The 22,552-nt window shown below is 68.0% G+C and carries 22 protein-coding genes; 13 read left to right on the top strand and 9 right to left on the bottom strand.

The genetic code is table 11. The features are described from left to right. The first annotated feature begins 477 nt into the window (after nucleotides 1-477). The 6 genes from sufB to sufT are packed head-to-tail and all read left to right on the top strand — an operon-like array spanning nucleotide 478 to nucleotide 6,240. Nucleotides 478-1,932, top strand: coding sequence for a Fe-S cluster assembly protein SufB (gene sufB, locus BTH_RS21370; RefSeq protein WP_009890086.1), 1,455 nt, complete (start codon nucleotides 478-480; stop codon nucleotides 1,930-1,932). A 30-nt stretch (nucleotides 1,933-1,962) separates the two neighbouring features. Next, the gene (sufC, locus tag BTH_RS21365) at nucleotides 1,963-2,733 is read left to right on the top strand and encodes a Fe-S cluster assembly ATPase SufC (RefSeq protein ID WP_009890085.1); all 771 of its coding nucleotides are present in this window, start codon (nucleotides 1,963-1,965) and stop codon (nucleotides 2,731-2,733) included. 4 nt (nucleotides 2,734-2,737) lie between these two features. Beyond that, a complete protein-coding gene (locus tag BTH_RS21360; RefSeq protein ID WP_009890084.1) occupies nucleotides 2,738-3,976 on the top strand; it encodes a SufD family Fe-S cluster assembly protein in 1,239 nt (412 codons plus the stop codon). Beyond that, nucleotides 3,969-5,207, top strand: coding sequence for an aminotransferase class V-fold PLP-dependent enzyme (locus tag BTH_RS21355; protein WP_009908974.1), 1,239 nt, complete (start codon nucleotides 3,969-3,971; stop codon nucleotides 5,205-5,207). The genes BTH_RS21360 and BTH_RS21355 overlap by 8 nt, the downstream gene beginning before the upstream one ends. Then, nucleotides 5,204-5,695: a Fe-S cluster assembly sulfur transfer protein SufU gene (sufU, locus tag BTH_RS21350; RefSeq protein ID WP_009890082.1), complete on the top strand. Its 492-nt coding sequence runs from the start codon at nucleotides 5,204-5,206 to the stop codon at nucleotides 5,693-5,695. Before BTH_RS21355 ends, sufU begins: the two co-directional genes overlap by 4 nt. Further along, nucleotides 5,692-6,240: a putative Fe-S cluster assembly protein SufT gene (gene sufT, locus BTH_RS21345; protein ID WP_009890081.1), complete on the top strand. Its 549-nt coding sequence runs from the start codon at nucleotides 5,692-5,694 to the stop codon at nucleotides 6,238-6,240. Before sufU ends, sufT begins: the two co-directional genes overlap by 4 nt. A gap of 229 nt (nucleotides 6,241-6,469) precedes the next feature. On the opposite strand, the gene BTH_RS21340 is transcribed toward sufT, so the two are convergent. Further along, nucleotides 6,470-6,766 (bottom strand): DUF2249 domain-containing protein, encoded by a 297-nt coding sequence (locus BTH_RS21340; protein WP_009890080.1) that lies wholly within the window; start codon nucleotides 6,764-6,766, stop codon nucleotides 6,470-6,472. A 189-nt stretch (nucleotides 6,767-6,955) separates the two neighbouring features. Between BTH_RS21340 and BTH_RS21335 the strand changes: the two genes are divergently transcribed. After that, nucleotides 6,956-7,441 carry an RrF2 family transcriptional regulator gene (locus BTH_RS21335; protein ID WP_009890079.1) on the top strand — a complete coding sequence of 162 codons (486 nt, stop codon included), beginning with the start codon at nucleotides 6,956-6,958 and terminating at the stop codon, nucleotides 7,439-7,441. A gap of 147 nt (nucleotides 7,442-7,588) precedes the next feature. Here the strand turns inward: BTH_RS21335 and BTH_RS21330 are convergent, their stop codons facing one another. Beyond that, nucleotides 7,589-8,014: a bacteriohemerythrin gene (locus BTH_RS21330; protein WP_009890078.1), complete on the bottom strand. Its 426-nt coding sequence runs from the start codon at nucleotides 8,012-8,014 to the stop codon at nucleotides 7,589-7,591. Nucleotides 8,015-8,401: 387 nt separating this feature from the next. Here BTH_RS21330 and cyoA point away from each other — a divergent pair, with 387 nt between their 5' ends. From cyoA to BTH_RS21305, 5 genes are all read left to right on the top strand, one after another. Next, on the top strand, nucleotides 8,402-9,292 hold the full coding sequence (gene cyoA / locus BTH_RS21325; protein WP_009890076.1) for a ubiquinol oxidase subunit II: 891 nt from the start codon (nucleotides 8,402-8,404) through the stop codon (nucleotides 9,290-9,292). 3 nt (nucleotides 9,293-9,295) lie between these two features. Then, nucleotides 9,296-11,308 (top strand): cytochrome o ubiquinol oxidase subunit I, encoded by a 2,013-nt coding sequence (gene cyoB / locus BTH_RS21320; protein ID WP_009890075.1) that lies wholly within the window; start codon nucleotides 9,296-9,298, stop codon nucleotides 11,306-11,308. Continuing rightward, nucleotides 11,308-11,913 (top strand): cytochrome o ubiquinol oxidase subunit III, encoded by a 606-nt coding sequence (gene cyoC / locus BTH_RS21315; RefSeq protein WP_009890074.1) that lies wholly within the window; start codon nucleotides 11,308-11,310, stop codon nucleotides 11,911-11,913. Before cyoB ends, cyoC begins: the two co-directional genes overlap by 1 nt. Then, nucleotides 11,914-12,246, top strand: a complete 333-nt coding sequence (gene cyoD, locus BTH_RS21310) for a cytochrome o ubiquinol oxidase subunit IV (protein WP_009890073.1) — start codon at nucleotides 11,914-11,916, stop codon at nucleotides 12,244-12,246. It abuts the gene before it with no gap. A 154-nt stretch (nucleotides 12,247-12,400) separates the two neighbouring features. Beyond that, entirely contained in the window at nucleotides 12,401-13,633 is a 1,233-nt protein-coding gene (locus BTH_RS21305) for a fatty acid desaturase (protein WP_045592547.1), read from the top strand. 222 nt (nucleotides 13,634-13,855) lie between these two features. Here the strand turns inward: BTH_RS21305 and BTH_RS21300 are convergent, their stop codons facing one another. Then, nucleotides 13,856-14,650, bottom strand: a complete 795-nt coding sequence (locus BTH_RS21300) for an ABC transporter substrate-binding protein (RefSeq protein ID WP_009890071.1) — start codon at nucleotides 14,648-14,650, stop codon at nucleotides 13,856-13,858. A 267-nt stretch (nucleotides 14,651-14,917) separates the two neighbouring features. Continuing rightward, nucleotides 14,918-15,826: a LysR family transcriptional regulator gene (locus BTH_RS21295; RefSeq protein WP_009890070.1), complete on the bottom strand. Its 909-nt coding sequence runs from the start codon at nucleotides 15,824-15,826 to the stop codon at nucleotides 14,918-14,920. A gap of 121 nt (nucleotides 15,827-15,947) precedes the next feature. Between BTH_RS21295 and BTH_RS21290 the strand changes: the two genes are divergently transcribed. Further along, the gene (locus BTH_RS21290) at nucleotides 15,948-16,559 is read left to right on the top strand and encodes a glutathione binding-like protein (RefSeq protein ID WP_009890069.1); all 612 of its coding nucleotides are present in this window, start codon (nucleotides 15,948-15,950) and stop codon (nucleotides 16,557-16,559) included. 46 nt (nucleotides 16,560-16,605) lie between these two features. Here the strand turns inward: BTH_RS21290 and astE are convergent, their stop codons facing one another. Genes astE through aruF form a run of 5 tightly spaced genes read right to left on the bottom strand, consistent with a single transcriptional unit; the run spans nucleotide 16,606 to nucleotide 22,547 of the window. After that, nucleotides 16,606-17,655, bottom strand: coding sequence for a succinylglutamate desuccinylase (gene astE, locus BTH_RS21285; protein ID WP_009890068.1), 1,050 nt, complete (start codon nucleotides 17,653-17,655; stop codon nucleotides 16,606-16,608). Next, a complete protein-coding gene (gene astB / locus BTH_RS21280; RefSeq protein WP_009890067.1) occupies nucleotides 17,639-18,979 on the bottom strand; it encodes an N-succinylarginine dihydrolase in 1,341 nt (446 codons plus the stop codon). Before astB ends, astE begins: the two co-directional genes overlap by 17 nt. A gap of 13 nt (nucleotides 18,980-18,992) precedes the next feature. Continuing rightward, complete coding sequence (astD, locus tag BTH_RS21275) at nucleotides 18,993-20,456, bottom strand: succinylglutamate-semialdehyde dehydrogenase (RefSeq protein WP_009890066.1); 1,464 nt, start codon at nucleotides 20,454-20,456, stop codon at nucleotides 18,993-18,995. Nucleotides 20,457-20,460: 4 nt separating this feature from the next. Further along, a complete protein-coding gene (astA, locus tag BTH_RS21270) occupies nucleotides 20,461-21,492 on the bottom strand; it encodes an arginine N-succinyltransferase (protein WP_009890065.1) in 1,032 nt (343 codons plus the stop codon). After that, entirely contained in the window at nucleotides 21,489-22,547 is a 1,059-nt protein-coding gene (aruF, locus tag BTH_RS21265; protein WP_009890064.1) for an arginine/ornithine succinyltransferase subunit alpha, read from the bottom strand. The genes astA and aruF overlap by 4 nt, the downstream gene beginning before the upstream one ends. Between the last annotated feature and the right edge of the window lie 5 nt (nucleotides 22,548-22,552).

The following is a 22,552-nucleotide window of genomic DNA, read 5'->3' as shown; positions in this document are numbered from 1 at the left end:
GAACGCCGGCGCGTCGCACGCCCGTCTCGAGTGCGCGCGATGCGGCGGCCGTCGGCACGAAACGCGCCGATGCCGCGCCGCGCCTCATCGTCATCCAGCACCCGCCCCGTTCGAGACGGACGCCGAAGTGGTTTCGGCTCGTCCTTTTTCGTCGCGACGTTCGGCCAGCATGCCGGAAGCCGCGTCGCCGCAGACGTATTCCCTGGCACTGCGCTGCGACGTTCGCCTCGAGCCGCGCACGAGCGCGACTTCTCGACGCACGAGAGGCCGGCGTCGCCTCGCTTTCAGGCCGCACCCCGGCCGCATCCCGCCGATAAAGACACGACTCGAAACAGGGTCTCCGCTTGCGCGCTTGCGGCCAGCCAAATAGATGCATACCATATACAACAATTAAGGCTACAGACCGAATCGAGTCGCGCCGCGCGTTGCACATCGAACCGCGCGGAGGCGGCCTCCCTGCTCTACACGGATTCGCCCATGCTCAACGTCGATCAACCCACGCCGCTCGCGAGAGCGCTCGAACAATCGTATCGGCACGGATTCGTGACCGACATCGAATCCGATTCGCTGCCGCCCGGCCTCGACGAAAACGTCGTTCGCGAGATCTCGCGCCGCAAGCGCGAACCGGCATTCCTGCTGAAATGGCGGCTCGCCGCATTCGAGCGCTGGCTTGCGATGGCGCCGCCCGATTGGGGCCAGCTGCGCATCGCGCCGATCGATTTCCAGGCGCAGTCATACTACTCGGCGCCGAAATCGCTGAAAGACCGCCCGAAGAGCCTCGACGACGTCGATCCGAAGCTGCTCGAAACCTACGAGAAGCTGAACGTGCCGTTGCACGAGCGCGCCAGGCTCGCGGGCGTCGCAGTCGACGCGGTGTTCGATTCGGTATCCGTCGGCACGACCTTTCGCGAGCAGCTCGCCGAGGCGGGCGTGATCTTCTGTTCGTTCTCGCACGCGGTCGAGCATCATCCGGAGCTGATCGAGCGCTATCTCGGCACCGTCGTGCCGCCCGCCGACAACTTCTACGCGGCGCTGAACTCGGCGGTGTTCTCCGACGGCTCGTTCGTCTACGTGCCGCAAGGCGTGCGCTGCCCGATGGAGCTGTCGTCGTACTTCCGGATCAACGCGCAGAACACCGGCCAGTTCGAACGCACGCTGATCATCGCCGAGCCCGGCAGTCACGTCAGCTACCTCGAAGGTTGCACCGCGCCGCAGCGCGACGAGCATCAACTGCACGCGGCCGTCGTCGAGCTCATCGCGCATGACGACGCGCACATCAAGTACTCGACCGTGCAGAACTGGTATCCGGGCGATGCGAACGGCGTCGGGGGCATCTACAACTTCGTGACGAAGCGCGGCCTGTGCGCGGGCGCTCGCTCGCGAATCGCATGGACGCAGATCGAGACGGGCTCCGCGATCACTTGGAAGTACCCGAGCGTCGTGCTGCGCGGCGACGAATCGAGCGGCGAGTTCCATTCGATCGCCGTATCGAACCATTGTCAGCAGGCCGACACCGGCACGAAGATGATTCACCTCGGCCGCAACACGCGCAGCCGGATCGTCTCGAAAGGCATCAGCGCGGGCCGCGCGCAGAACAGCTACCGGGGGCTCGTGCGCGTCGCGCGCACGGCCGAGGGCGCGCGCAACCATACGCAGTGCGATTCGCTGCTGATCGGCCCGCAATGCGGCGCGCACACGTTCCCGTATGTCGAGAGCGCGCGCGACGACGCAGTCGTCGAGCACGAGGCGACGACGACGCGCATCTCCGAAGACCGCCTCTTCTATTGCCAGCAGCGCGGCATCGATCCGCAGGAAGCGACGGCGCTCATCGTCGGCGGCTTCTGCCAGGCCGTGCTCGAAGCGCTGCCGATGGAATTCGCGCTCGAGGCCAAAGCGCTGCTCGCGGTGTCGCTCGAAGGCGCCGTCGGCTGATCCCCACACATGACGAACGAAGGAATCACCATGAATCGATCCGAACCCTTGCTGCAGGTATTCGACCTGAGCGTCGACGTCGCGAAGCGCCGCGTGCTGCAGTCGGTATCGCTCACCGTGCCGGCAGGCGCGCTCGTCGTGCTGATGGGCGCGAACGGCAGCGGCAAGAGCACGCTCGGCATGACGCTCGCGGGACATCCCGCCTATCGCGTGACGCACGGCCATGCGCGATTCGGCGGGCGGGACCTGCTCGCGATGAGCGTGCAGGAGCGCGCGCGCGCCGGCCTGTTCCTGTCGTTCCAGGCGCCGCCCGACATCCCCGGCGTGAAGAACAGTCTCTTCATCCGCACCGCGCTCAATGCGGTGCGCGAGGCGCGCGGCGACACCGCGCTCGACGCGGTCGACTTTCTCGGCGACGCGCGCGCGTCCGCCGCGCGCGTCGGGCTGCCGGACGCGATGCTCAACCGTTCGATGAACGAAGGTTTCTCGGGTGGCGAGCGCAAGCGCAACGAGCTGTTGCAGCTCGCGCTGCTGCGCCCGCGGCTCGCGATGCTCGACGAAATCGACTCGGGGATGGACGTCGACGGCGTGCGCGCGGCGGTCGATCTGATCGGCCGGCTGCGCGAGCAAGGCACCGCGTTCGTGATCGTGTCGCATTACCTGCAGATGATCGAATCGCTCGCGCCCGATACGGTGTTGCTGCTCGACCGCGGACGCATCGCCGAATCCGGCGATCTCGCCCTCGCCCGCGACATCGCGGCGAAGGGCTTCGTTCGCACGGACGCGCTCGCGGAGGCTTGACGCGATGACGACGACAGACACCGAACGGATCGCCGCGCGAGCGCAGCTCGCTGAACGCGGCTGGATCTCGCGGCACAACGAATCGTTCCGCCATCTGCCCCCGCCCGCGGCCGACGCGTGGCTCGGCGGCGAAACCGGCCAAGCATGCGCGGACCGCATGCCGAGCGCCGCCGCGCGCGCCGGCTGGCTGCTCGCGCCTGTCGGCTCCGGCTCGCTCGAACACATCGACGCATGCTGGCTCAGCGCCGCGGATTGCGCCGAGCGCGCCGCGTTGTTCGCGGACTTGCCGACGTCGTCCGAAGACGACGCCGCCCCGTTTTTCTGGGCGCATCGCGCGCTGTGCGAAGCGGGCTTGCGGCTGCGCATCGGCAGCGGCCCCGCGCATCGCGCGCCCGTGATGCTGCAATTGCGGCTGCAATCGAACGCGAGCGTCGAAGCGCCGCTCGTCGTGATCGACGTGATGCCCGGCGCGCATTGCATGCTCGTCGAATCGCACGAGCACGACGCCGGCGGCCGCGGCGGCCCGATCACGCAGAACCTGCACGCGTACGTGCGGCTTGGCGCCGGCGCGACACTCGACCATCTGCGCGTCGCGACGCCCGGCGCGCGCGATCGGATCGCCCATCACGTGCACGTGCGGATCGAGCACGATGCGCAATACCGGCAATCGCTGCTCGCGTCGGGCAGCGAGTACCACTTGCAACGCACGGTGCTCGATCTGCGCGGCGAACGCGCACTGGGTCGCGCATCCGGCGCGCTGTTCGCGTCCGCTCACGCGAGGCTCGAGCAGCAGGTGCGCGCGATGCATGCGTCGCCGAATACGCAAAGCGCGATCGATGCGCTCGCCCTCGCGGGCGGCCACGCGCAGATCGTCGCGAACGCGTTCTCGTCGATCGCCGCGGGCGCGTCGGGGGCCGATCTCCGGCAGCGCCTGAGCGGCATTCCGACAGGCGGCGAGCCGCGCGTCGTATTGCGTCCGCACCTCGAGATCCACCACGACGACGTTCAGGCGGCGCACGGCGCGACTTGGGGGGCGTTGCCCGAAGACGCGCTCTTCTATGCATGCCAGCGCGGCCTCGATCGCCGAGACGCACTGGCGATGATCGTCGCGGGCATGGCGCACGCCGCGCTCGCGCGCGGCATCGACACGCCGGGCAGACTGGAGACGCTCGGCGGCGACGCGCTGCTCGCACGCGAAGTCGCCCGGCATCTCGCCGAACAAGCGGAGGCGCATCATGGGTGACATGCTGCGTTCGACCACGATGGCGAGCGCCTTCCCGGCGCTCGCGCAGCGCGTGAACGGCGCGCCGCTCGCGTATCTCGACAACGCGGCGACGACGCACGTGCCGCAGCCCGTTCTCGCCGCGATCCGCGGCTTCGACGAGCACGATCGCGCCAACATCCACCGCGGCGTCCACACGCTCAGCCAACGCGCCACCGATGCCTACGAGCGCTCGCGCGACACGCTCGCGCGCTTCGTCGGTGCAAGCGACGATCACCTGCTCGTCTTCACGTCGGGCACGACCGATTCGCTGAATCTCGTCGCGCACGGGCTGTCGCTCGCGGGCCACACGCGATCCGTGCTGCGGGAAGGCGACGAGATCGTCGTCAGCGCACTCGAGCATCACGCGAACCTCGTCCCGTGGCAGATGGCCGCGCGTCGTTGCGGCGCGACACTGCGAATCCTGCATCCCGATTCGCACGGCCGCCTGCATGTGCAGGATCTCGAACGATTGCTGACGCCGCGCACGCGCGTGTTCGCGGTCACGGCGTGCTCGAACGCGACGGGCGAGCGGCCGCCCTACGAGGCGCTGCTCGCCGCCGCACGGGCGGCCGGCGCGCTGACGGTGCTCGACGCCGCTCAGGCGGTAGGCCATGAAGTGCCGGACCTGTCAAAGCTCGCGTGCGATTTCATGGCGTTCTCCGGCCACAAGATGTACGGGCCGATGGGAACGGGCGCGCTCGTCGGCCGCCGGGACGCGCTCGAGCGGCTCGTCCCGCTGCGCTTCGGCGGCGACATGGTGAGCTGGGTCGGCGAGACGGACGCGACGTTCGCCGCGCTGCCCGCGCGGCTCGAAGGCGGCACGCCGAACGTCGCCGGCGCGGTCGGAATCGCGGCCGCCGCCGACTATATCGACGCGATCGGCCGCACCCTGATCGATGCCCACGTGCGCGCGCTGCGCGATCACGCCGCAGCGGGTCTCGCGGCGCTCGACGGCGTGACCGTGCTCGCGCCGCAGTCGCCTTCGGCGATCGTGTCCTTCGTCGCCGACGACGCGCATCCGCACGATATCGGCACATTACTCGACGAGCGCGGCATCGCCGTGCGCACGGGTTTCCACTGCGCGCAGCCGCTTCTCGACAGGCTCGGCTGCGGGCCGACGACGCGCGCGTCGTTCGCGCTCTACAACACGCACGACGAGGTCGAGCGCCTCGTCGCGGGCGTCGCGCAAGCATTGAAGGTACTGAGATGAATCCCACTGCGTCCCCCACCGTTCCAAGCGACGCGCAAAGCACGCTCTATCAGGAGCTCGTCGTCGAGCACAAGCGCGCGCCGCGCCACTTCGGCAAGCTCGCCGCGCCGACGCACGAAGCGCGCGGACACAATCCGCAATGCGGCGACGACCTGAAAGTCCAGTTGCGCATCGAAGGCGACCGGATCGGCGACATCCGCTTCGACGGCCACGGCTGCGCGATCTGCATCGCGTCCGCGTCGATGATGACGGAAGCCGTGATCGGCCGCGACATCGAGGCCGCGCGCGAGCTCCAGCGGCGGTTCCGCGCGGTGCTCACCGGCCAAGCCGGGCACGACGAAGCGTACCTCGGCAAACTCGCGAGCCTCGCCGCGGTGCAGCGTTATCCGAGCCGGATCAAATGCGCGCTGCTCGGCTGGCATGCGCTCGCGCACGCGCTCGACACGCGCGTGGCCGCCCCTTCCGACGCGGAGCCGAGCGCATCATGAGACATTCGAGAGAAACGGTCGTCCTGCAGCGGCAGGTGTCGGTCGAATGCGTGCCGTCCGGCGCGCCGCTCGATTTGCCCGCGGGCACCGTCGCCGACATCACGCAGGCGCTCGGCACGAACTTCACGCTCGTCGTCGGCGGCCAGATGGTGCGACTGCACGGCGACGACGCCGATGCGATCGGCAAGCCGCCGCCCGAACCGGTCGACGTGCCGGACGGCCCGGTATCGCCCGACGATGCGCAGGCGTTCGTGCGGCAAACGCTGAAGACCTGCTACGACCCGGAGATCCCGGTCGACATCGTCGAACTCGGGCTGATCTATGGTTGTGCGATCGAGCCAGCCGAACACGACCGCCTGAAAGTAACGATCACGATGACGCTGACCGCACCCGGCTGCGGAATGGGAGAAGCGCTCGCCGACGAGGTGGCCGACAAGGTGCTCGCGCTGCCGTTCGTCGGCGAAGTCAATGTCGACATGGTGTTCGATCCGCCGTGGGATCGGTCGAGAATGTCGGAGACGGCGATGCTGACGCTCGGCCTTTGACGCGGCGAAGCACGCTTGGCTGAAGCCGATCCGGAATACGCTCACGCCCGCGCATGCGGGCGTTTCATTTGGAGAGCGCGGTTCGCGTCGATGTGTTCCGGTACGACCGGAACCGATTCGAACGAAGAGGCCTCGCGCGGCGCTCGCCGCGCATTCGCGTGCGCGCCGCTTGGCCAGCGGGACGCGGCGCCGCCCCTCGCGGGCATCGCGCCGCATCGCCCCGTGCGCCTTAACCGCCGCAGCCGCCGCCCGAGCAGCAGCTGTCGCCCGCGTCCGGTCCGAGCGCGCCGTCGCGCTTCGCGATCTGCACGCGCCACTGCGACGGCCCCGCCTCCAGATACGTCCATTCGAACGAATCGGCTGCGCGCTGCTCGAACTGGTCATAGAGCGGCTTCGGGTCGTGATCGTTGATCAGTTGCAATGCTTCCCCGTCGGGCAACGCATCGAAGGTGCCGAAGATCAGCGCATGGCGCTTGTGATGAGGAATCCTACGAACGTCGATGACGGATGCGTACTGCTCGTTCATGGCATGGTCCTTGAAGGGAGGAAGACACGGCGCGCGACCGGTGCGGAACGCCCGCCGTTCGCCGGAAACGCGCTCAGCGTTCACCCGGCTTGCAACATGCAGCCGTTAACTATATAAAGTGCATGTATTGCGCATGTTATAGCGCACCACCCTCAATAGCAACACAATACATGCATCTTTTTGCCACGTATGCGACTCTCTGAATATACGGACTACACGCTGCGCGTGCTGATGTACTGCGCGTCGAATCCGGACCGGCTCATCACGATCGCGGAGCTCGCCGAGCGCCACGACGTGTCGAAGAATCATCTGACGAAGATCGTCAACAGCCTCGCGCGCCAGGGCACGCTGGAGACGACGCGCGGTCGCGGTGGCGGCGTGCGTCTCGCGCTGCCGCCCGAGCGCATCGGCATCGGCGACGTGATTCGCTCGTCCGAAACGGATTTCCGTCTCGTCGAGTGCTTCGACCGGAACACGAACACGTGCATGCTCGCCGCGAAGTGCCGGCTCGAGCGGCTGCTCGACAGCGCACTGCGTGCGTACTTCAAGGAGCTCGACGGCGCGACGCTCGCGGATCTCGTCGGCCCGCCGCCGAAGAACGGATTGAGCGCGGCCGAAAGGACGCACGAATTCGCGGTCGCGATGCCGTCGAAGTCGATCGCGCGCGCGCGATGACGGTCGAGCCCCAATGCTGATCGCCGCCGCGCGCGCGTCGCGCGCGAACGCGGCGGCCGAACGTCGCGCCGCACATTCGGCCGTGCTCGCTTTGCTTCGGCGCTTTCGCCCCTTCGCCGCATCGCGATGGGTGAAAGCGCAATCGCGTCACACCTCGGCCTGCACGTCGGCGATTGCGAAGTTGAGCATCTTCAGATGGGAGACCATCATCGAGTCCATCGTCCGGACGTGATGATCGAACCATTCCGACGCCTCCGCCAGCAAGCGGCGGCCCAATTCGAATTGGGCGTCGCCCGCGACCTTCTCGCGCACGGCCGCCGCCACTTTCAGCACCTCGTTGTGATCGGCCGCATGGCAATACTGCGGGCCGAACTTCGTGCTCGCCATCCAGCGCTCTTCCCGCTCGAAGTGCTGCCGGCAATGATCGATCCAGGCGTCGTACGCCTGCAGGAAATGCGCGTCGTCCGCGCGCGCGGCCGCGTCGAGCAGTTGGACGAATTCCGTGTGAACGGCATCGACGAACGGATCGTCGAGCTTCAGCTCGGGTTTCAGCTCGTTTGAAATGTCTTGCATCTGAAGGGCGAAATGGTTCGTGATTCGGGATGCGGCTTGACGGGCCGCCTTCTCGAAGGTACATGCCGCGCCCACCGTTCGCTCGTCGATCTGCGTTCCCGTTGATTCAGCACAAGATCGCCGCGCCGCACGCGCGCTCGCAGCGTGTCCGGCGCGCCGGCGCTTCTTCTCCCGCGCCGCTTTCCGACGCGCGATTTCACCCCCGCATCGAGTTCGTCTGAACGTAGATCAAGACCTCAACCCCATTGTTGTTTGCGAATCGTCAACATGCGCTCCGTGAAATTCCGCTACATTCCGCCGCCAAAGCGACTGGATGTCGCATCGAGCGCGGCGAATGCGTTTCGGCGTCTCGGCAGGCCCGCTTCATCACAAACCCAGGCAAATTCAATGGTCCGAAGAATAACGAGTAGAGCGTCCGCGATCCTGCGATTAGGGCTCGTCGCGGGACTTTCCGGATGCAGCGAGCTGCACGTGCTCGATCCGAAAGGCGCGATCGGCGCCGCGGAGAAGTCGCTGATCGCGACGTCGACGTGGGCGATGCTGATCGTCGTCGTGCCGGTGATTTTCCTCACGCTGCTGTTCGCGTGGCGCTACCGCGCATCGAACCGCAATGCGACCTATGCGCCGAAGTGGGCGCACTCCACCGCGATCGAGATCGTGATCTGGACGGTGCCGTCGCTGATCATTCTGTTCCTCGGCATCCTCACGTGGAAGACGACCCACGCGCTGGATCCGTACCGGCCGATCGAATCGTCGGTGAAGCCGATCGACGTCGAGGTCGTCGCGCTCGACTGGAAGTGGCTGTTCGTCTATCCCGAGCTCGGCATTGCTTCGGTCAACCAACTGGCGGTGCCCGTCGGCACGCCGATCAATTTCCGGATCACGTCCGATTCGGTGATGAACTCGTTCTTCATTCCGCAGCTCGGCACGCAGGTCTACGCGATGGCCGGCATGCAGACGCGGCTGCACCTGATCGCGGACGAGCCGGGCGACTTCGCCGGCATCTCGGCGAACTACAGCGGCCGCGGCTTCTCGGACATGAAGTTCCGCACGCTCGCGACGTCGCGCGACGCCTTCGACGCGTGGGTCGCGAAAGTGCGCGCGTCGGCCGACCGGCTCGACATGACCGCGTACAGCCAGCTCGCGCAGCCGAGCGAGAAGCAGCCGGTGCGCTACTACTCGACGGTCGACTCGCGGCTCTTTCACAACATCATCGCGAAGTACAACAACGGTCACGTCCTCGATCTGACGGACGCCGCCTGTCGGACGAAGAGGTAATGCATGTTCGGTAAATTGACGCTTTCGGCGATCCCGTTCGATCAGCCGATCATCATGGGCGCGGCCGCGCTCATGGCGCTCGTCGCGCTGTCTGTCGTCGGCGCGCTCACCTACACGAAGCGCTGGAAATGGCTGTGGTGCGAATGGCTCACGTCGGTCGACCACAAGAAGATCGGCGTGATGTACATCGTCGTCGCGGTGCTGATGCTGCTGCGCGGCTTCGCGGACGCGGTGATGATGCGCCTGCAGCTCGCGCTCGCGTACAACGGCCCCGGCTATCTGCCGCCGCACCACTACGATCAGATCTTCACCGCGCACGGCGTCATCATGATCTTCTTCATGGCGATGGCGCTCCTCGTCGGGCTCTTCAACCTGATCGTGCCGCTGCAGATCGGCGCGCGCGACGTCGCGTTCCCGTTCCTCAATTCGCTGAGCTTCTGGATGACGGCCGTCGCTGCGCTGCTGATGAACGTGTCGCTCGTCGTCGGCGAGTTCGCGCAGACGGGCTGGCTCGCGTATCCGCCGCTGTCGGAGCTGCAGTTCAGCCCGGGCGTGGGCGTCGACTACTATCTGTGGGCGCTGCAGATATCCGGCGTCGGCACGCTGATCACCGCGATCAACTTCTTCGTGACGATCATCCGGATGCGCGCGCCCGGCATGACGCTGATGAAGATGCCCGTGTTCACGTGGACCGCGCTCTGCTCGAACGTCCTCATCATGGCGACGTTCCCGATTCTCACGGTCGCGCTCGCCCTCCTCGCGCTCGACCGCTACCTCGGCATGCACTTCTTCACGAACGACGCCGGCGGCAACGCGATGGTGTATCTGAACCTGATCTGGGCGTGGGGTCATCCGGAGGTGTACATCCTCGTGCTGCCCGCGTTCGGCATCTATTCGGAAGTGATCGCGACGTTCTCGAAGAAGCCGCTGTTCGGCTACAAGACGATGGTGTACGCCTCATGCGTGATCATGGTGCTCGCGTTCCTCGTGTGGCTGCACCACTTCTTCACGATGGGCTCGGGCGCGAACGTGAACGCGTTCTTCGGGATCATGACGATGGTGATCGCGATTCCGACCGGCGTGAAGATCTTCAACTGGCTGTTTACGATGTATCGCGGCCGCATCGAGTTCACCGCGCCCGTGCTGTGGACGATCGGCTTCATGGTGACGTTCACGCTCGGCGGGATGACGGGCGTGATGATGGCGATTCCCGGCGCGGACTTCGTGCTGCACAACAGCCTGTTCCTGATCGCGCACTTCCACAACGCGATCATCGGCGGCGTGGTGTTCGGCTATCTCGCCGGCTTTCACTACTGGTTCCCGAAGGCGTTCGGCTTCAAGCTCGACGAGAAGCTCGGCAAGCGCGCGTTCTGGTTCTGGTTCATCGGCTTCTACGTGTCGTTCGTGCCGCTTTACGTGCTCGGCTTCATGGGGATGACGCGCCGCCTGAATCATTATGACAACCCCGCCTGGCATCCGTGGCTCATCGTCGCCGCGTGCGGCGTCGCGCTGATCGCGATCGGCGTGCTGCATCAGGTCGCTCAGGTCTGGGTTGCGGTGCGCAAGCGCAACGAGCCCGGCTACCTCGACACGACGGGCGACCCGTGGAACGGCCGCACGCTCGAATGGGCGACGTCGTCGCCGCCGCCCGTCTACAACTTCGCGGTGATCCCGACCGTGCACGCGCTCGACGAGCTCGCGTACCGCAAGGAGCACGGCCTCGATGTCGGCAACGGCCGGAAGATCGTCTATCAGGACATCCACATGCCGTCGAATACGGGCGCGGGCTTCGTCATCGGCATGCTCAGCCTCGTGCTCGGCTTCGCGCTCGTATGGCACATCTGGTGGCTCGCGATCGCATCGTTCGCCGGCATCGTCGCGACGGTGATCCTGTACAGCGCGGGCGACAACGACGGCTATTACATCCCGGCCGAAACGGTCCGCAAGATCGAGGAGAAGCGCGCCGGCGCGCGCATGCCGGCGCAGCCGGCCGAAGTCGAACTGGAGGTCAACTGATGTCGCACAACACGATGATGCTCGACCACGCGGCATCTCACGATCACCCGCCGTCGCATTCGGTGTTCGGCTTCTGGCTGTACCTGATGACCGACTGCGTGCTGTTCGCCGCGCTGTTCGCGACGTTCGCGGTGCTCGGCAACCAGTTCGCGGGCGGCCCGACCGCGAAGGACCTGTTCGACATTCCCGGCGTCGCGCTCGAAACCGCCGCGCTGCTGCTTTCGAGCATCACGTACGGCTTCGCGATGATCGGCGCGCACAAGCGGCGGCGCGGCGCGGTGTTCGGCTGGCTCGCGGTGACGTTCGTGCTCGGCGCGGCGTTCCTCGCGATGGAACTGCGCGAGTTCTCGCATCTGATCGCCGAGGGCGCGGGCCCGCAGCGCAGCGCGTTCCTGTCTTCGTTCTTCACGCTCGTCGCCACGCACGGGCTGCACGTGACGGCTGGCCTCCTATGGATGGCCGTGCTCGTCGTGCAGGCGCTGCGCCGCCCCGAGCTGACCGAGCGCGACATCCGCCGGCTCACGTGCCTGAGCCTCTTCTGGCACTTCCTCGACATCGTCTGGATCTGCGTGTTTTCCTTTGTCTATCTCGCGAGCGTGATCTAAATGGCCCATTCGCATCCTACCCACGGCGACGAAGCGCACGGCACCGTCGGCGGCTATATCGCAGGCTTCGTGCTCTCGGTGCTGCTCACGGCCGCGTCGTTCGGCCTCGTGATGGGCGGCGTGCTGCCGCCGCGCGAGGCGCTCGTGTCGCTCGCCGTGCTCGCCGCCGTGCAGATCGTCGTGCATCTCGTGTACTTCCTGCATATGAACACGTCGTCGAGCCAGCGCTGGAACGTGATGGCGTTCAGCTACACGGCGCTGACCGCGCTGATCCTGATCTTCGGCACGGTCTGGGTCATGCACAACGTCAGCATGAACATGATGTCCCGATAGCGGGCCGTTTCGCCCGCCGCCGATGCCGTCCCGCGTTGGACGGCATCGCCTTGTGTTGCCGCCGGAGCGCACGGGGATTCGGGCCCCGCGCCGGTCCGGCCGCTTGTTGCCGTGCCGCACGCGCCGCGACCGCAATCGCGATCCGGCAACCGGCATGCGCGCCGCCCTCGCCCGCCGCCGCGATTTCGCCGCGGATCGCAAAGCAGCGGGAAACGGCGCATCGACGTCTCTTTGTGTGATCGACTCCATGAACGACTCCTCCACCCCCATTCGCGTCGACGAGCCGATGCCGCACCGCAAGGTCATCCGCGCTTGGATCACGCCGTTCGGCGACCGCGTGATCGCGCGCTCGATCGTGCTGCTCGTCGTCGACTATCTGCTGCTCTTCGCGGCGTTCGCGGGCGCGCTGCTCGCGGCATCGAGCATCGTGAAGATCGTCTGCGGGATGGCGGCCGGTTTTATCACCGGGCGCCTCTTCATCATCGGCCACGACGCGTGCCACCAGAGCCTCACGCCGAATCACCGGCTCAACCGCTGGCTCGGCCGCATCGCGTTCCTGCCGTCGCTCACGCCTTACAGCCTGTGGGAGGTCGGCCACAACGTCGTCCACCACGGCTACACGAACCTGAAGGGCTTCGATTTCGTATGGGCGCCGCTCACGCCCGACGAGTACGCGGCGCTGTCGCCCGCGCGGCGCATGCTCGATCGCGTCTATCGCAGCGGCTGGGCGCCGGGGCTCTACTATCTCGTCGAAATCTGGTGGCTGCGGATGTACTTTCCGGCGAAGGCCTACCTCGGCGCGTCGCGGCCGATCTTCCGGCGCGACTGCCTGCTCGTCACGGGCTTCGCCGCGCTGTGGATCGGCGCGGTCGTCCAGATCGCCGCGGCGACGCAGCAGCCGACGCTGCTGCTGCTCTTCACGGGCGTCGCCGTGCCTTTCCTGTTCTGGTGCTCGATGATCGGCTTCGTCGTCTACGTTCACCATACCGATCCGCGCATCTCGTGGCACGCGAACCGCGCCGAGTGGTCGCGCGCGGCGCCGTTCGTGTCGACGACGCTGCACCTGACGTTCCCGTTCGGCATCGGCGGGCTGCTGCATCACATCATGGAGCACACCGCGCACCACGTCGACATGAGCATCCCGCTGTACGGGCTGAAGGACGCGCAGGCAAAGCTCGAGGCGATGCTGCCGGGCCGCATCGTCGTGCAGCGCTTCAGCTGGCGCTGGTATTTCGATACCGCGCGGCGCTGCAAGCTCTACGATACCGGCCGCAGGCACTGGACCGACTATCGCGGCCGCGCGACGAGCGACGCGCATCTGCGCGCGGATGCGCCGATGGCCGAGCAGCGTCCGATCGACGCGCCGACCGGGCTGAGCGGCGCGTGACGCCGGCGGCCGCGCGGCGACGGGATTGCCACGCCGCCTTCGTCATTCGCCCCGATTGCGGCGCTCGCCGCAGCCAGCCGCGACAATCGCCGCGCTCGCCGCAACGGTCAAGCATCGTCGCATGCGCGGCGCGCACCGCGCCCCTGAAACACAACCGGCCGCTTGCGCGGCCGGTCGATTCGAACCCGTCGCGGCGCGGCGGCAAGCCGCCCGCCGGGCGCGTTACTTCAGCGTCACGGGCACGCTGAAGTACTTCTTCGCGAGGCCGTCGATCGTGCCGTCGGCCTTCAGTTCCTTCAGCGCCTGATTGACGGCGCTCTTCAGTTGCGCGTCGTTCTTGCGCAGGCCGAAGCCGACGCCCGTGCCGAGAATCTCGGCGTCGCTCACGTGATCGCCCGCGAACGCGAATCCCGCGCCCTGCGGCTTCGACAGGAAGCCCTTCGCGCCCGCCTCCGAATCCTGGAACGTCGCGTCGAGGCGGCCCGACTTCAGGTCCTCGTACGCGAGATCCTGCGTCTGGTACGGCACGACTTCGACGCCCGCCGGCGCCCAGCGCTTCTTCGCATACGCCTCCTGGATCGTGCCCTGCAGCACGCCGACGCGCTTGCCCTTCAGCGACGCGGTGGTCGGCAGCAGGCCGCTGCCCTTCTTCGCGATCAACTGGTTCGGGATCGTGTAGATCGGATCGGTGAAATCGATCGCCTTCCGACGCTGCTCGGTGATCGTCATGTCGGAGTTGATCGCGTCGAACTTGCGCGCCTGCAGCGCCGGGATCAGGCCGTCGAACGCGTTCTCGACCCACACGCACTTGACCTTCAGCTTCGCGCACACCGCGTTGCCGATGTCGATGTCGAAGCCCGCCAGCTTGCCGTCCGGCGTCTTGTATTCGAACGGCGCATACGACGCCTCGACGCCGAAGCGGATTTCCTTCAGATCGGCGGCGAACGCGCTGCCTGCCGCCAGGGCCGTGGCCGTCACCACCGCATGCGCGGCCATCTTCCGCCAGTTCAACTTCATCAGGTGTTCTCCTCGCTTTGAACGAACAATGTCAGTCAACGACCGGACCGCAGCATCATTGCAGCATCGAAATTCCCGGACAAACGCGCGGGGCGGCCGTGATGCGGCGCAACAGCCGCAAGGTCGCGATTGTACCGTCTCGCGCGAGCCGAGCCGTCGAACTCTCGCTCGAGCGCGGCCTCGGCGGATGCGCGGCGCGCTCCGGGCGAAAGTCGCAAGAGGATGTCGCAATCGCGCAACGCGCGCGTTTGCCGCGCGCTCGCCCGGCTACGCCAGGCCGCCGTCGTCGGCGAGCGCGCGGGCAAGCGCCGCGCACAGATGCGAGTAGACGGCCGACACGTGCGGCAGGTGACGCGCGTCCGGATGCGCGAGCACCCAGAGCTGCGACTCGGCGTCGTCGAGCGGCGGACTGATTTGCCGGATGCCCGGGTACGCGTTCGCGAGAAACATCGGCAGCACGCCGATCGCCAGACCCGACGCGACGAGCTCGCACACCGACACGACGCTGTTCGCGCGATAGCGCGGCTCGACGTCCGGATAGCGGCGGCGGCGCCAATCCACCGACGGATGGTTCGACAGCGCGATGTCGGGCGCCGCCCAATCGCATCGTGCGAGCGCGTCGAAATCGCCCGCGCGCAGCGGGCTCGACGCGCTCGCGAACACCGCGATGCGCAGCGGGCCGACCGCGCGGCCGATCAGATGCTCGGGCGCGCGCTTCGTCGCGCGCACCGCGATGTCCGCGTCGCGCCGCGTGAGGCTCGCGAGGCCGTTGCTCGTGTCGAGATCGAAGCGCAGCGCAGGGTGCCGCGCGGCAAGCTCGCCGAGCGCGTTCAGCAGCAGCCCGGACAGCACGCTGTCCGTCGTCGTCACATGGACGGTGCCCGCGAGCGCGGCCGTATCCGGGCCCGCCGCGATGCGCGCGGCGCCGAGCTCCGCCTCGATCCGCTCGCCGTGCTGCGCGAGCCGGCTGCCGAGCGACGTCGGCCGGTAGCCGCGCTTCGAGCGATCGAAGAGCCGCTGCCCGAGGCCGCGCTCGATGCGCTGCACCGTGCGGAACACGGTCGACGCATCGAGATTCATCCGTCGCGCCGCCTCCGCGAGCGTGCCCGCGCGCACGAGCGCGAGCACGGTCTGCATGTCGATGGCCGTCAGTTCGTATTGCGTTTCTGCACGCATCGCTTGGCGCCTTGCCGGTTATCGTCGGAGTCGGTCGCTGCTATTTTAACGGGGTATTCCGGGCGCGCCGCCGAGGCCGCCCGCCCTTCGCCCCCTCGTCACCACAAGGAAACGCCCAGTCATGAAGCTCTATTACACGCCCGGCGCATGCTCGCTCGCGATTCGCATCGCGCTCACCGAGGCCGGCCTGCCGTTCGACAGCATCAAGGTCGATCTGTCGAAGCATCGGATCGCCGCCGACGGCAGCGACTACTACACGGTGTCGCCGCGCGGCTACGTGCCGCTCGTCGAACTCGACGACGGCACGCGCCATACCGAGACGGCCGCGCTGCTGCAGCGCATCGGCGATCTGGCGAGCGTCGGCGCGCTGATTCCCGCGCACGGCGCGCCGGCGCGCTACGAGGTGATCGAATGGCTGACGTTCGTCAGCTCCGAGCTGCACAAGACGTACAGCCCGTGGCTCTTTCACGCCGACACCGCCGACTCGACGCGGCGGCAATGTCTCGACAAGCTCGACCGCCGCCTGCGGGAAATCGACGCGCATCTCGCGACGCGCGACTATTTGACGGGCGGCTTCACCGTCGCGGACGCGTATCTGTTCGCGGTCGCGAACTGGTCGAACTTCCTGCGCATCCCGCTCGCGCCTTATCCGCATGTCGTCGCGTTCATGGAGCGGGTGGCCGCGCGGCCGAAGGTCAAGGAGGCGCTCGCGGCCGAAGGCCTCGGCCGCTGACGCGCGAGACGCGCCGGGCCGCTTCGCGCCGGGCGCGGCGCGCGCTTCACGCGAGCGCCGCGTGCGTGTCGAGCGTCGTCTCGACGACGAGCAGCCCCGCGCGCAGGCCGGGCTTCACCGACGGATTCGGGAACACGATGCGCTCTTGCGCGTGCCGCACCGCGTAGCGGTAATCGCCGTCGCGGGCGAGCAGCGTGCCCTGCGCGAACGGCGTGAAGTTCGGCACGTCCTTCTCGACGAACAGTTCGAGCGCATCGCTTTGCTTCGTGATCTGGTCGACGACCGTGAACACGCGCGGCAGCGCCGCGCGCGCCGCGTCCCGGCGGCCGGACACGAGATTGCGCACTGCCGCGTCGGCCCGCGCGAAGCGCGACAGATCGTTCGCGCCGAACGGCATCACCTTGCCGAGCTCGAGCGTGCACGCGAGCGCGCCGCAGGTTTGTGCGGTGAAATGCGAGAACGTGCTGCCCTTCGCGGTGTGCAGCAGCACCGCCGCGATCCTCGCCTCGCCGAGCCATTCGAACATCGTGCGCGTCGGCGGCTCGCCCGTGTGCGGCAGCAGCGCGAACTGCTCGAACACCGAGGCGCGGATCGCCGTGTGCATGTCGATGTGCCAGCGCGCGCCGCGCGCACGGCCCGCCGTCGCGAAAAACGCCGACGCGGCCGCCTCCAGCTGCGCGGCGCGCGGCGCCTCGCGGCTCGTCGCGAGCGGCGCGTGCCGGCCGCCGAACAGCCGGTTCAGATCGTCGTCGAGATAGCGCTCGCCCGCGCGCATCGCGCCCGGATTGCCGAGCGCGACGAGGAGGCGGCAGCGCAGCGGCAGCGCGCCGTGCGCGATGTCGCGCACGAGCATCGACAGCAGCTCGATCGGCGCGGTTTCGTCGCCGTGCACGCCCGCCGAGACGAGCACGCTCTGCATGCGCCGCGTCGCGTCGACGGGCTCGAACTGCAGCAGGCCGTCGCCGAGCCAGCGCCAGCGCACCGCGTGCGCCGCGCATTCGCCCGCGTGCGCCGGCGGCGTGCCGCCCGCGAGCGTCAGCGCGAGAAAATCGTCGAGCCAGGCGGCGTCGCGGCCGGAATCAGCGCTGGAAATCATAGAGCGAGCCGAGGCCGAGGATCTGCGTCAGTTCGTCGAGCGCGGTGCGCGATTCCTCGAGCAGCGCGGGATCGGCGAGATCGGCGGGTGACAGCCGGTCGCGGTAGTGCTTGTCGATCCATGCGTCGAGCGAAGCGAACAACGCGTCGCCGATCCACACGTTCGGCTTCACCGCCGCGCGCTCGGCATCGTTCAGCACGACGCGCAGCCGCAGGCAAGCAGGTCCGCCGCCGTTCTTCATGCTCTCGCGCAGATCGAACACGCGCACGTCGCGAATCGGCCCGTTGCCGGCGGCGAGCGCGTCGAGATACGCGGACACGTTCGCGTTCTCGCGGCATTCCTGCGGCACGACGAGCAGTTGCCGGCCGTCTTCGCGCGTGAGCAACTGGCTGTTGAACAGATACGAGCCCACCGCGTCGGCGACGCTCACCGCGCGCTCCGGCACCTCGATCACGTTCAGTCGCGCGCCGAGCGCCCCGAGCGACGCGGTGAGCGCGTCGTACACGGCCTGCTTGTCGACGAACGCGCGCTCGTGGCAAAACAGCGTGTCTCGGTTGCCCACCGCGATCACGTCGTTGTGGAACACGCCCGCGTCGATCACGTCCGGGCTCTGCTGCGCGTAGATCGTCGCCTCCTCGCGCAGGCCGTGGCGCTGCGCGACCGCGCGGCTCGCCTCGAACGTCTGGCGCGCCGGAAAGCGCGTCGGCTCCGGCCCGCGACGGTATTCGGCGCGGCCGTACACGAAGAACTCGACGCCGGGCGCGCCGTACTCCGAACAAAAGCGCGTATGGTTCGCGGCGCCCTCGTCGCCGAGCGCGGGCGTGCCGGGCAGCGCGTCGTGCACCGCGAAGCGCGCTTCGTCCGCGAAGATCGCGGCAAGCGTGCGGCGCGTCGATTCGTGCTCGATCGCGCGATGCAGCTTGCTGCACAGGTTCGCCGGCGTGAAGTGCACGCGGCCGTCGCTCGTGTCGGCGGACGGGCTCACCGTCGCCGCGTTCGCGGTCCACATCGCCGATGCGGAGCTCGCGGCGGCAAGCATCTCGGGCGCCTGCTTCGCCGCTTTCGCGATCACGTCGGCGTCCTTGCCGGAGAAGCCGAGCTCGCGCAACAGGCGCAGCGACGGCCGCTCCTGCGGCGGCAGCACGCCCTGCGCGAAGCCGAGGTCGGCAAGCTGCTTCATCTTGCGCAGCCCCTGCTTCGCCGCCGCCTTCGGGTTCGCATCGGACTTCTCGTTCGACAGCGACGCGACGTTGCCGAACGACAGCCCCGCATAGTTATGGGTCGGGCCGACGAGCCCGTCGAAATTGGCTTCTTTAGCGTTCATCGTCGCATCCTGCTCAGAAATGAAGGCCCGGCGACAGGCTCGCGGGCATCTGCAATTGCGCGCTCTCGACCGACGCCATCGGATACGCGCAGTAATCGGCCGCGTAGTACGCGCTCGGGCGATGGTTGCCGGAGCGGCCCGCGCCGCCGAACGGCGCGGCCGACGACGCGCCGTTGGTCGGCCGGTTCCAGTTCACGATGCCCGCGCGAATCGCGCGGCGGAACGTGTGCCAGGCTTGTTCGTCGTCGGCGAGCAGCCCCGCCGACAGGCCGAACGCGGTGTCGTTCGCGCGCGCGATCGCGTCGTCGAGATCGGTGTAGCGAACGATCTGCGCGAGCGGGCCGAAGTGCTCCTCGTCCGGCAGTTCGCGCACGTTCGTCACATCGAGGATCGCCGCGTTGACGAAGCCGAGCGCCGGATCGCGCTGCTTCATCTCGATGATGGGCGAAGCGCCCAGTCCGACCAGCCTCGCCTGCGCGGCGACGAGGCGCGACGCCGCGCGCGCGGAGATCACCGCGCCCATGAACGGCTGCGGATCGGCGTCGAAGACGCTGGCCGTGATCTTCGACGCGACGTCGGCCAGGCGCGCGACGAAGCGGTCGCCGAACGCGCCGCGCGGCACGAGGATGCGGCGCGCGCACGTGCAGCGCTGCCCCGCCGACAGGAACGCCGACTGGATCGCGTGATGCACGGCCGCGTCGATATCCTCGACCTCGGCGACGACGAGCGGATTGTTGCCGCCCATCTCGAGCGCGAGCACGATCTCGGGCCGGCCGCCGAACTGCTTGTGCAGCAGCGTGCCCGTGTCCGAGCTGCCGGTGAAGAAGAGACCGTCGATCTGCCGATGGTTCGCGAGCGCGACGCCCGTGTCCTTCTCGCCCTGCACGAGATTGAGCACGCCCGCGGGCAGCCCCGCGTCGCGCCAGATCTCGACGGTGGCCCGCGCGACGCCGGGCGCGAGCTCCGACGGCTTGAACACGACGGTGTTGCCCGCGATGAGCGCGGGCACGATGTGCCCGTTCGGCAGATGGCCCGGGAAGTTGTACGGGCCGAACACCGCGACGACGCCGTGCGGACGATGCCGCAGCACCGCGACGCCGTCGGCCATCGGCGCGCGCTTCTCGCCGGTGCGCTCGTGATACGCGGTGATCGAGATGTCGACCTTCGCGGCCATCGAAGCGACCTCGGTGCGCGCTTCCCACAGCGGCTTGCCGGTCTCGCGGCCGATCATCGTCGCGAGCGCTTCCTTGCGCTCGACGAGAAGCGCGGCGAAGCGCTTGACGATCGTGCAGCGCGCGTCGAGATCGAGCGCGGACCACGCGGCGAACGCGCGCCGCGCGCTCGCGACCGCGCGCTCGACGTCGTCCGCCGACGCGCTCGCGCCTTCCCACACGCGCTCGTTCGTGCCGGGGTTGCGCGAAGCGAAGACGGGGCCCGCGCCGTCAACCCAGGCGCCGTCGATGAAGAGTTCAGTCATTTCGTTATCCCTGTTTGGGTTTGAGCGGCAGCACGCGCACGAGATCGCCCGCGCTCACGCGCAGCGCGGCGGCGTCCTCGGCCGACAGCGTGAACGCGCCGTCTTCGACGAGCCCCGGCGCGACGCCGACGCGGAAATCGGCAAGCGACGTGTTCGACACGAGCGAGCGCGGCGCGTCGTCGCGCGCGGCGATCGCGCCGATCGCGACCGGCACGACGACGCTCTCGCGCACCGTGCGCAGATCCGACACGTGGCATTCGAGCACGGGGCCCGCGTCGAAGATGTCGACGTGGTTCTGATAACGCAGCCCTTCCGCCTCGAGCATCTTGCGCGCGGGCAGCGTGTCGCGATGCGTGACGCCGATCACGTCCTGCGCGTCCTGCGGCAGCAGGTCGACGTAGACCGGAAAGCGCGGCATCAGCTCCGCGAGGAACGATTTGCGGCCGTGCGAGCTCAGGTAATCGGCGGCGTTGAAGTCGATCTGATAGAAGTGCGAACCGACCGCGCGCCAGAACGGCGACGTGCCGTCGTCGTCGAAGTGCCCGCGCAACTCCGCGCAGATGCGCTCCGGAAAGCGTTCGCGGAACTGCGCGATGAACATGAAGCGCGAGCGCGACAGGAGGCCGCCGAAGCCGCCCGTGCGGTAGCGCGGGCTCAGGAACAGCGAGCACACTTCCGCGTAGCCCGTCAGGTCGTGCGAGATGTTCAGCAGCGACATCTTCGTCCACACGCCGAGATCCTGGCTCGCGTGGACGACCGTGCTCACGCGGTAGTTGTAGAACGGCTGCGCGAGGCCGACCTCGGTCTCGATCCCGCATACGCCGGCGATGTCGCCCGACTGCGAATCTTCCATCACGAAGAAATAGCCGGCTTCGGCGGGCGTCGCGAAATTGTCGAGCGTGCGGCGCGTGCGCTCGATGCGCGCGGCGAGCGCGTCGCGATCCGGCTTGAACGTGGTGAGGCCCGGTCCGGTTTCCTGCGCGAGCGCGACGAGCGCGTCCACGTCGCCCGTTTGTACGACCCGAACGACGATCATGCTGCGTCTCCTGGTTGGCCCGTCGGTTGGCCGTCGCGCTGATGCAGCGGCACGCAGCGCACCGTGTCGCCGTCGGCGACGCCGAGCGCCGCGCGCGCGTCGGCGGACAGCGGCGCGTCAGCGCTGTCGTCGGGCAGGTCCGCGAGCACGCAGCGAAACGCGTCGCCGCGCCCGCTCGACAGCAGATACGTGGTGCCGCCGTGCGCGCGCGCCGCCTCGCGCACCGTGCGATCGGCGTGCTTCGTCACGCACGCGGTGCGATCGACCTGCGCGGTCAGCACGGGGCCGGCGTCGAAAATGTCGACGTAGCGGTCCGGCTCGAAGCCCTCTTCGAGGTGGATGTCGTACGCGAGGAGCGCATGCTCGTTCGGCTCGCCGAGCACGCGTTGCGCGGCTTCGGGCAGAAGCGGCACGTAAAGCGGATAGGTCGGCATCACTTCGGCGATGAACGTGCGGCTGCGGCCGCCCGACTCGATCTCGACCGCAGCGAAGTCGCGCCCGAAGAACTTGCGGCCGACCGCTTCCCAGAACGGCGACGCGCCCGTCTCGTCGGTGACGCCGAGCAGCAGCGAGAACACCTCGGGCGTGAAGCGGTTGCGGTTCGCCGCGATGTACATCATCCGTGCGCGCGAGATCAGGTGCGCGGCGGCGTCGCCGCGCAGCGACGGATCGACGTAGAAACCGGCGAGCCGGCTCTTGCCCGTCAGTTCGTGCGACATCGTGAGCGCGTGGATCTTGCGGTTCACGTGCAGCTCGCGCGACGCGTGGATCAGCGCATCGTTGCGAAACGCGTAGAACGGCTCCGAGTAGCCGGCCGCGGCAACGATGCTCGCGGTGCCGAGCAGCTTGCCCGTCGCGCTGTCCTCCAGCACGAACAGATAGAACTCCTCGCCGGGGAAGTCGACTTCCGCGCGAAACGAGTCCTCGGAAAGCGCGACGCGCGCTTCGAGCGCCGCGCGGTCGTGCGGCAGCGAGTGCAGCACGGGTTGCGCGGTGCGCGCCATCTGCGCGAGCGCGTCGAGATCGGCGAGTCTGCCGGGGCGTACGAAGAGCATCGTCG

It is taken from the genome of Burkholderia thailandensis E264 (assembly GCF_000012365.1).
Taxonomy (GTDB): domain Bacteria; phylum Pseudomonadota; class Gammaproteobacteria; order Burkholderiales; family Burkholderiaceae; genus Burkholderia; species Burkholderia thailandensis.
The sequence above is the reverse complement of the archived record's forward strand: the minus strand, read 5'-3'. Positions and strand labels throughout refer to the sequence as shown.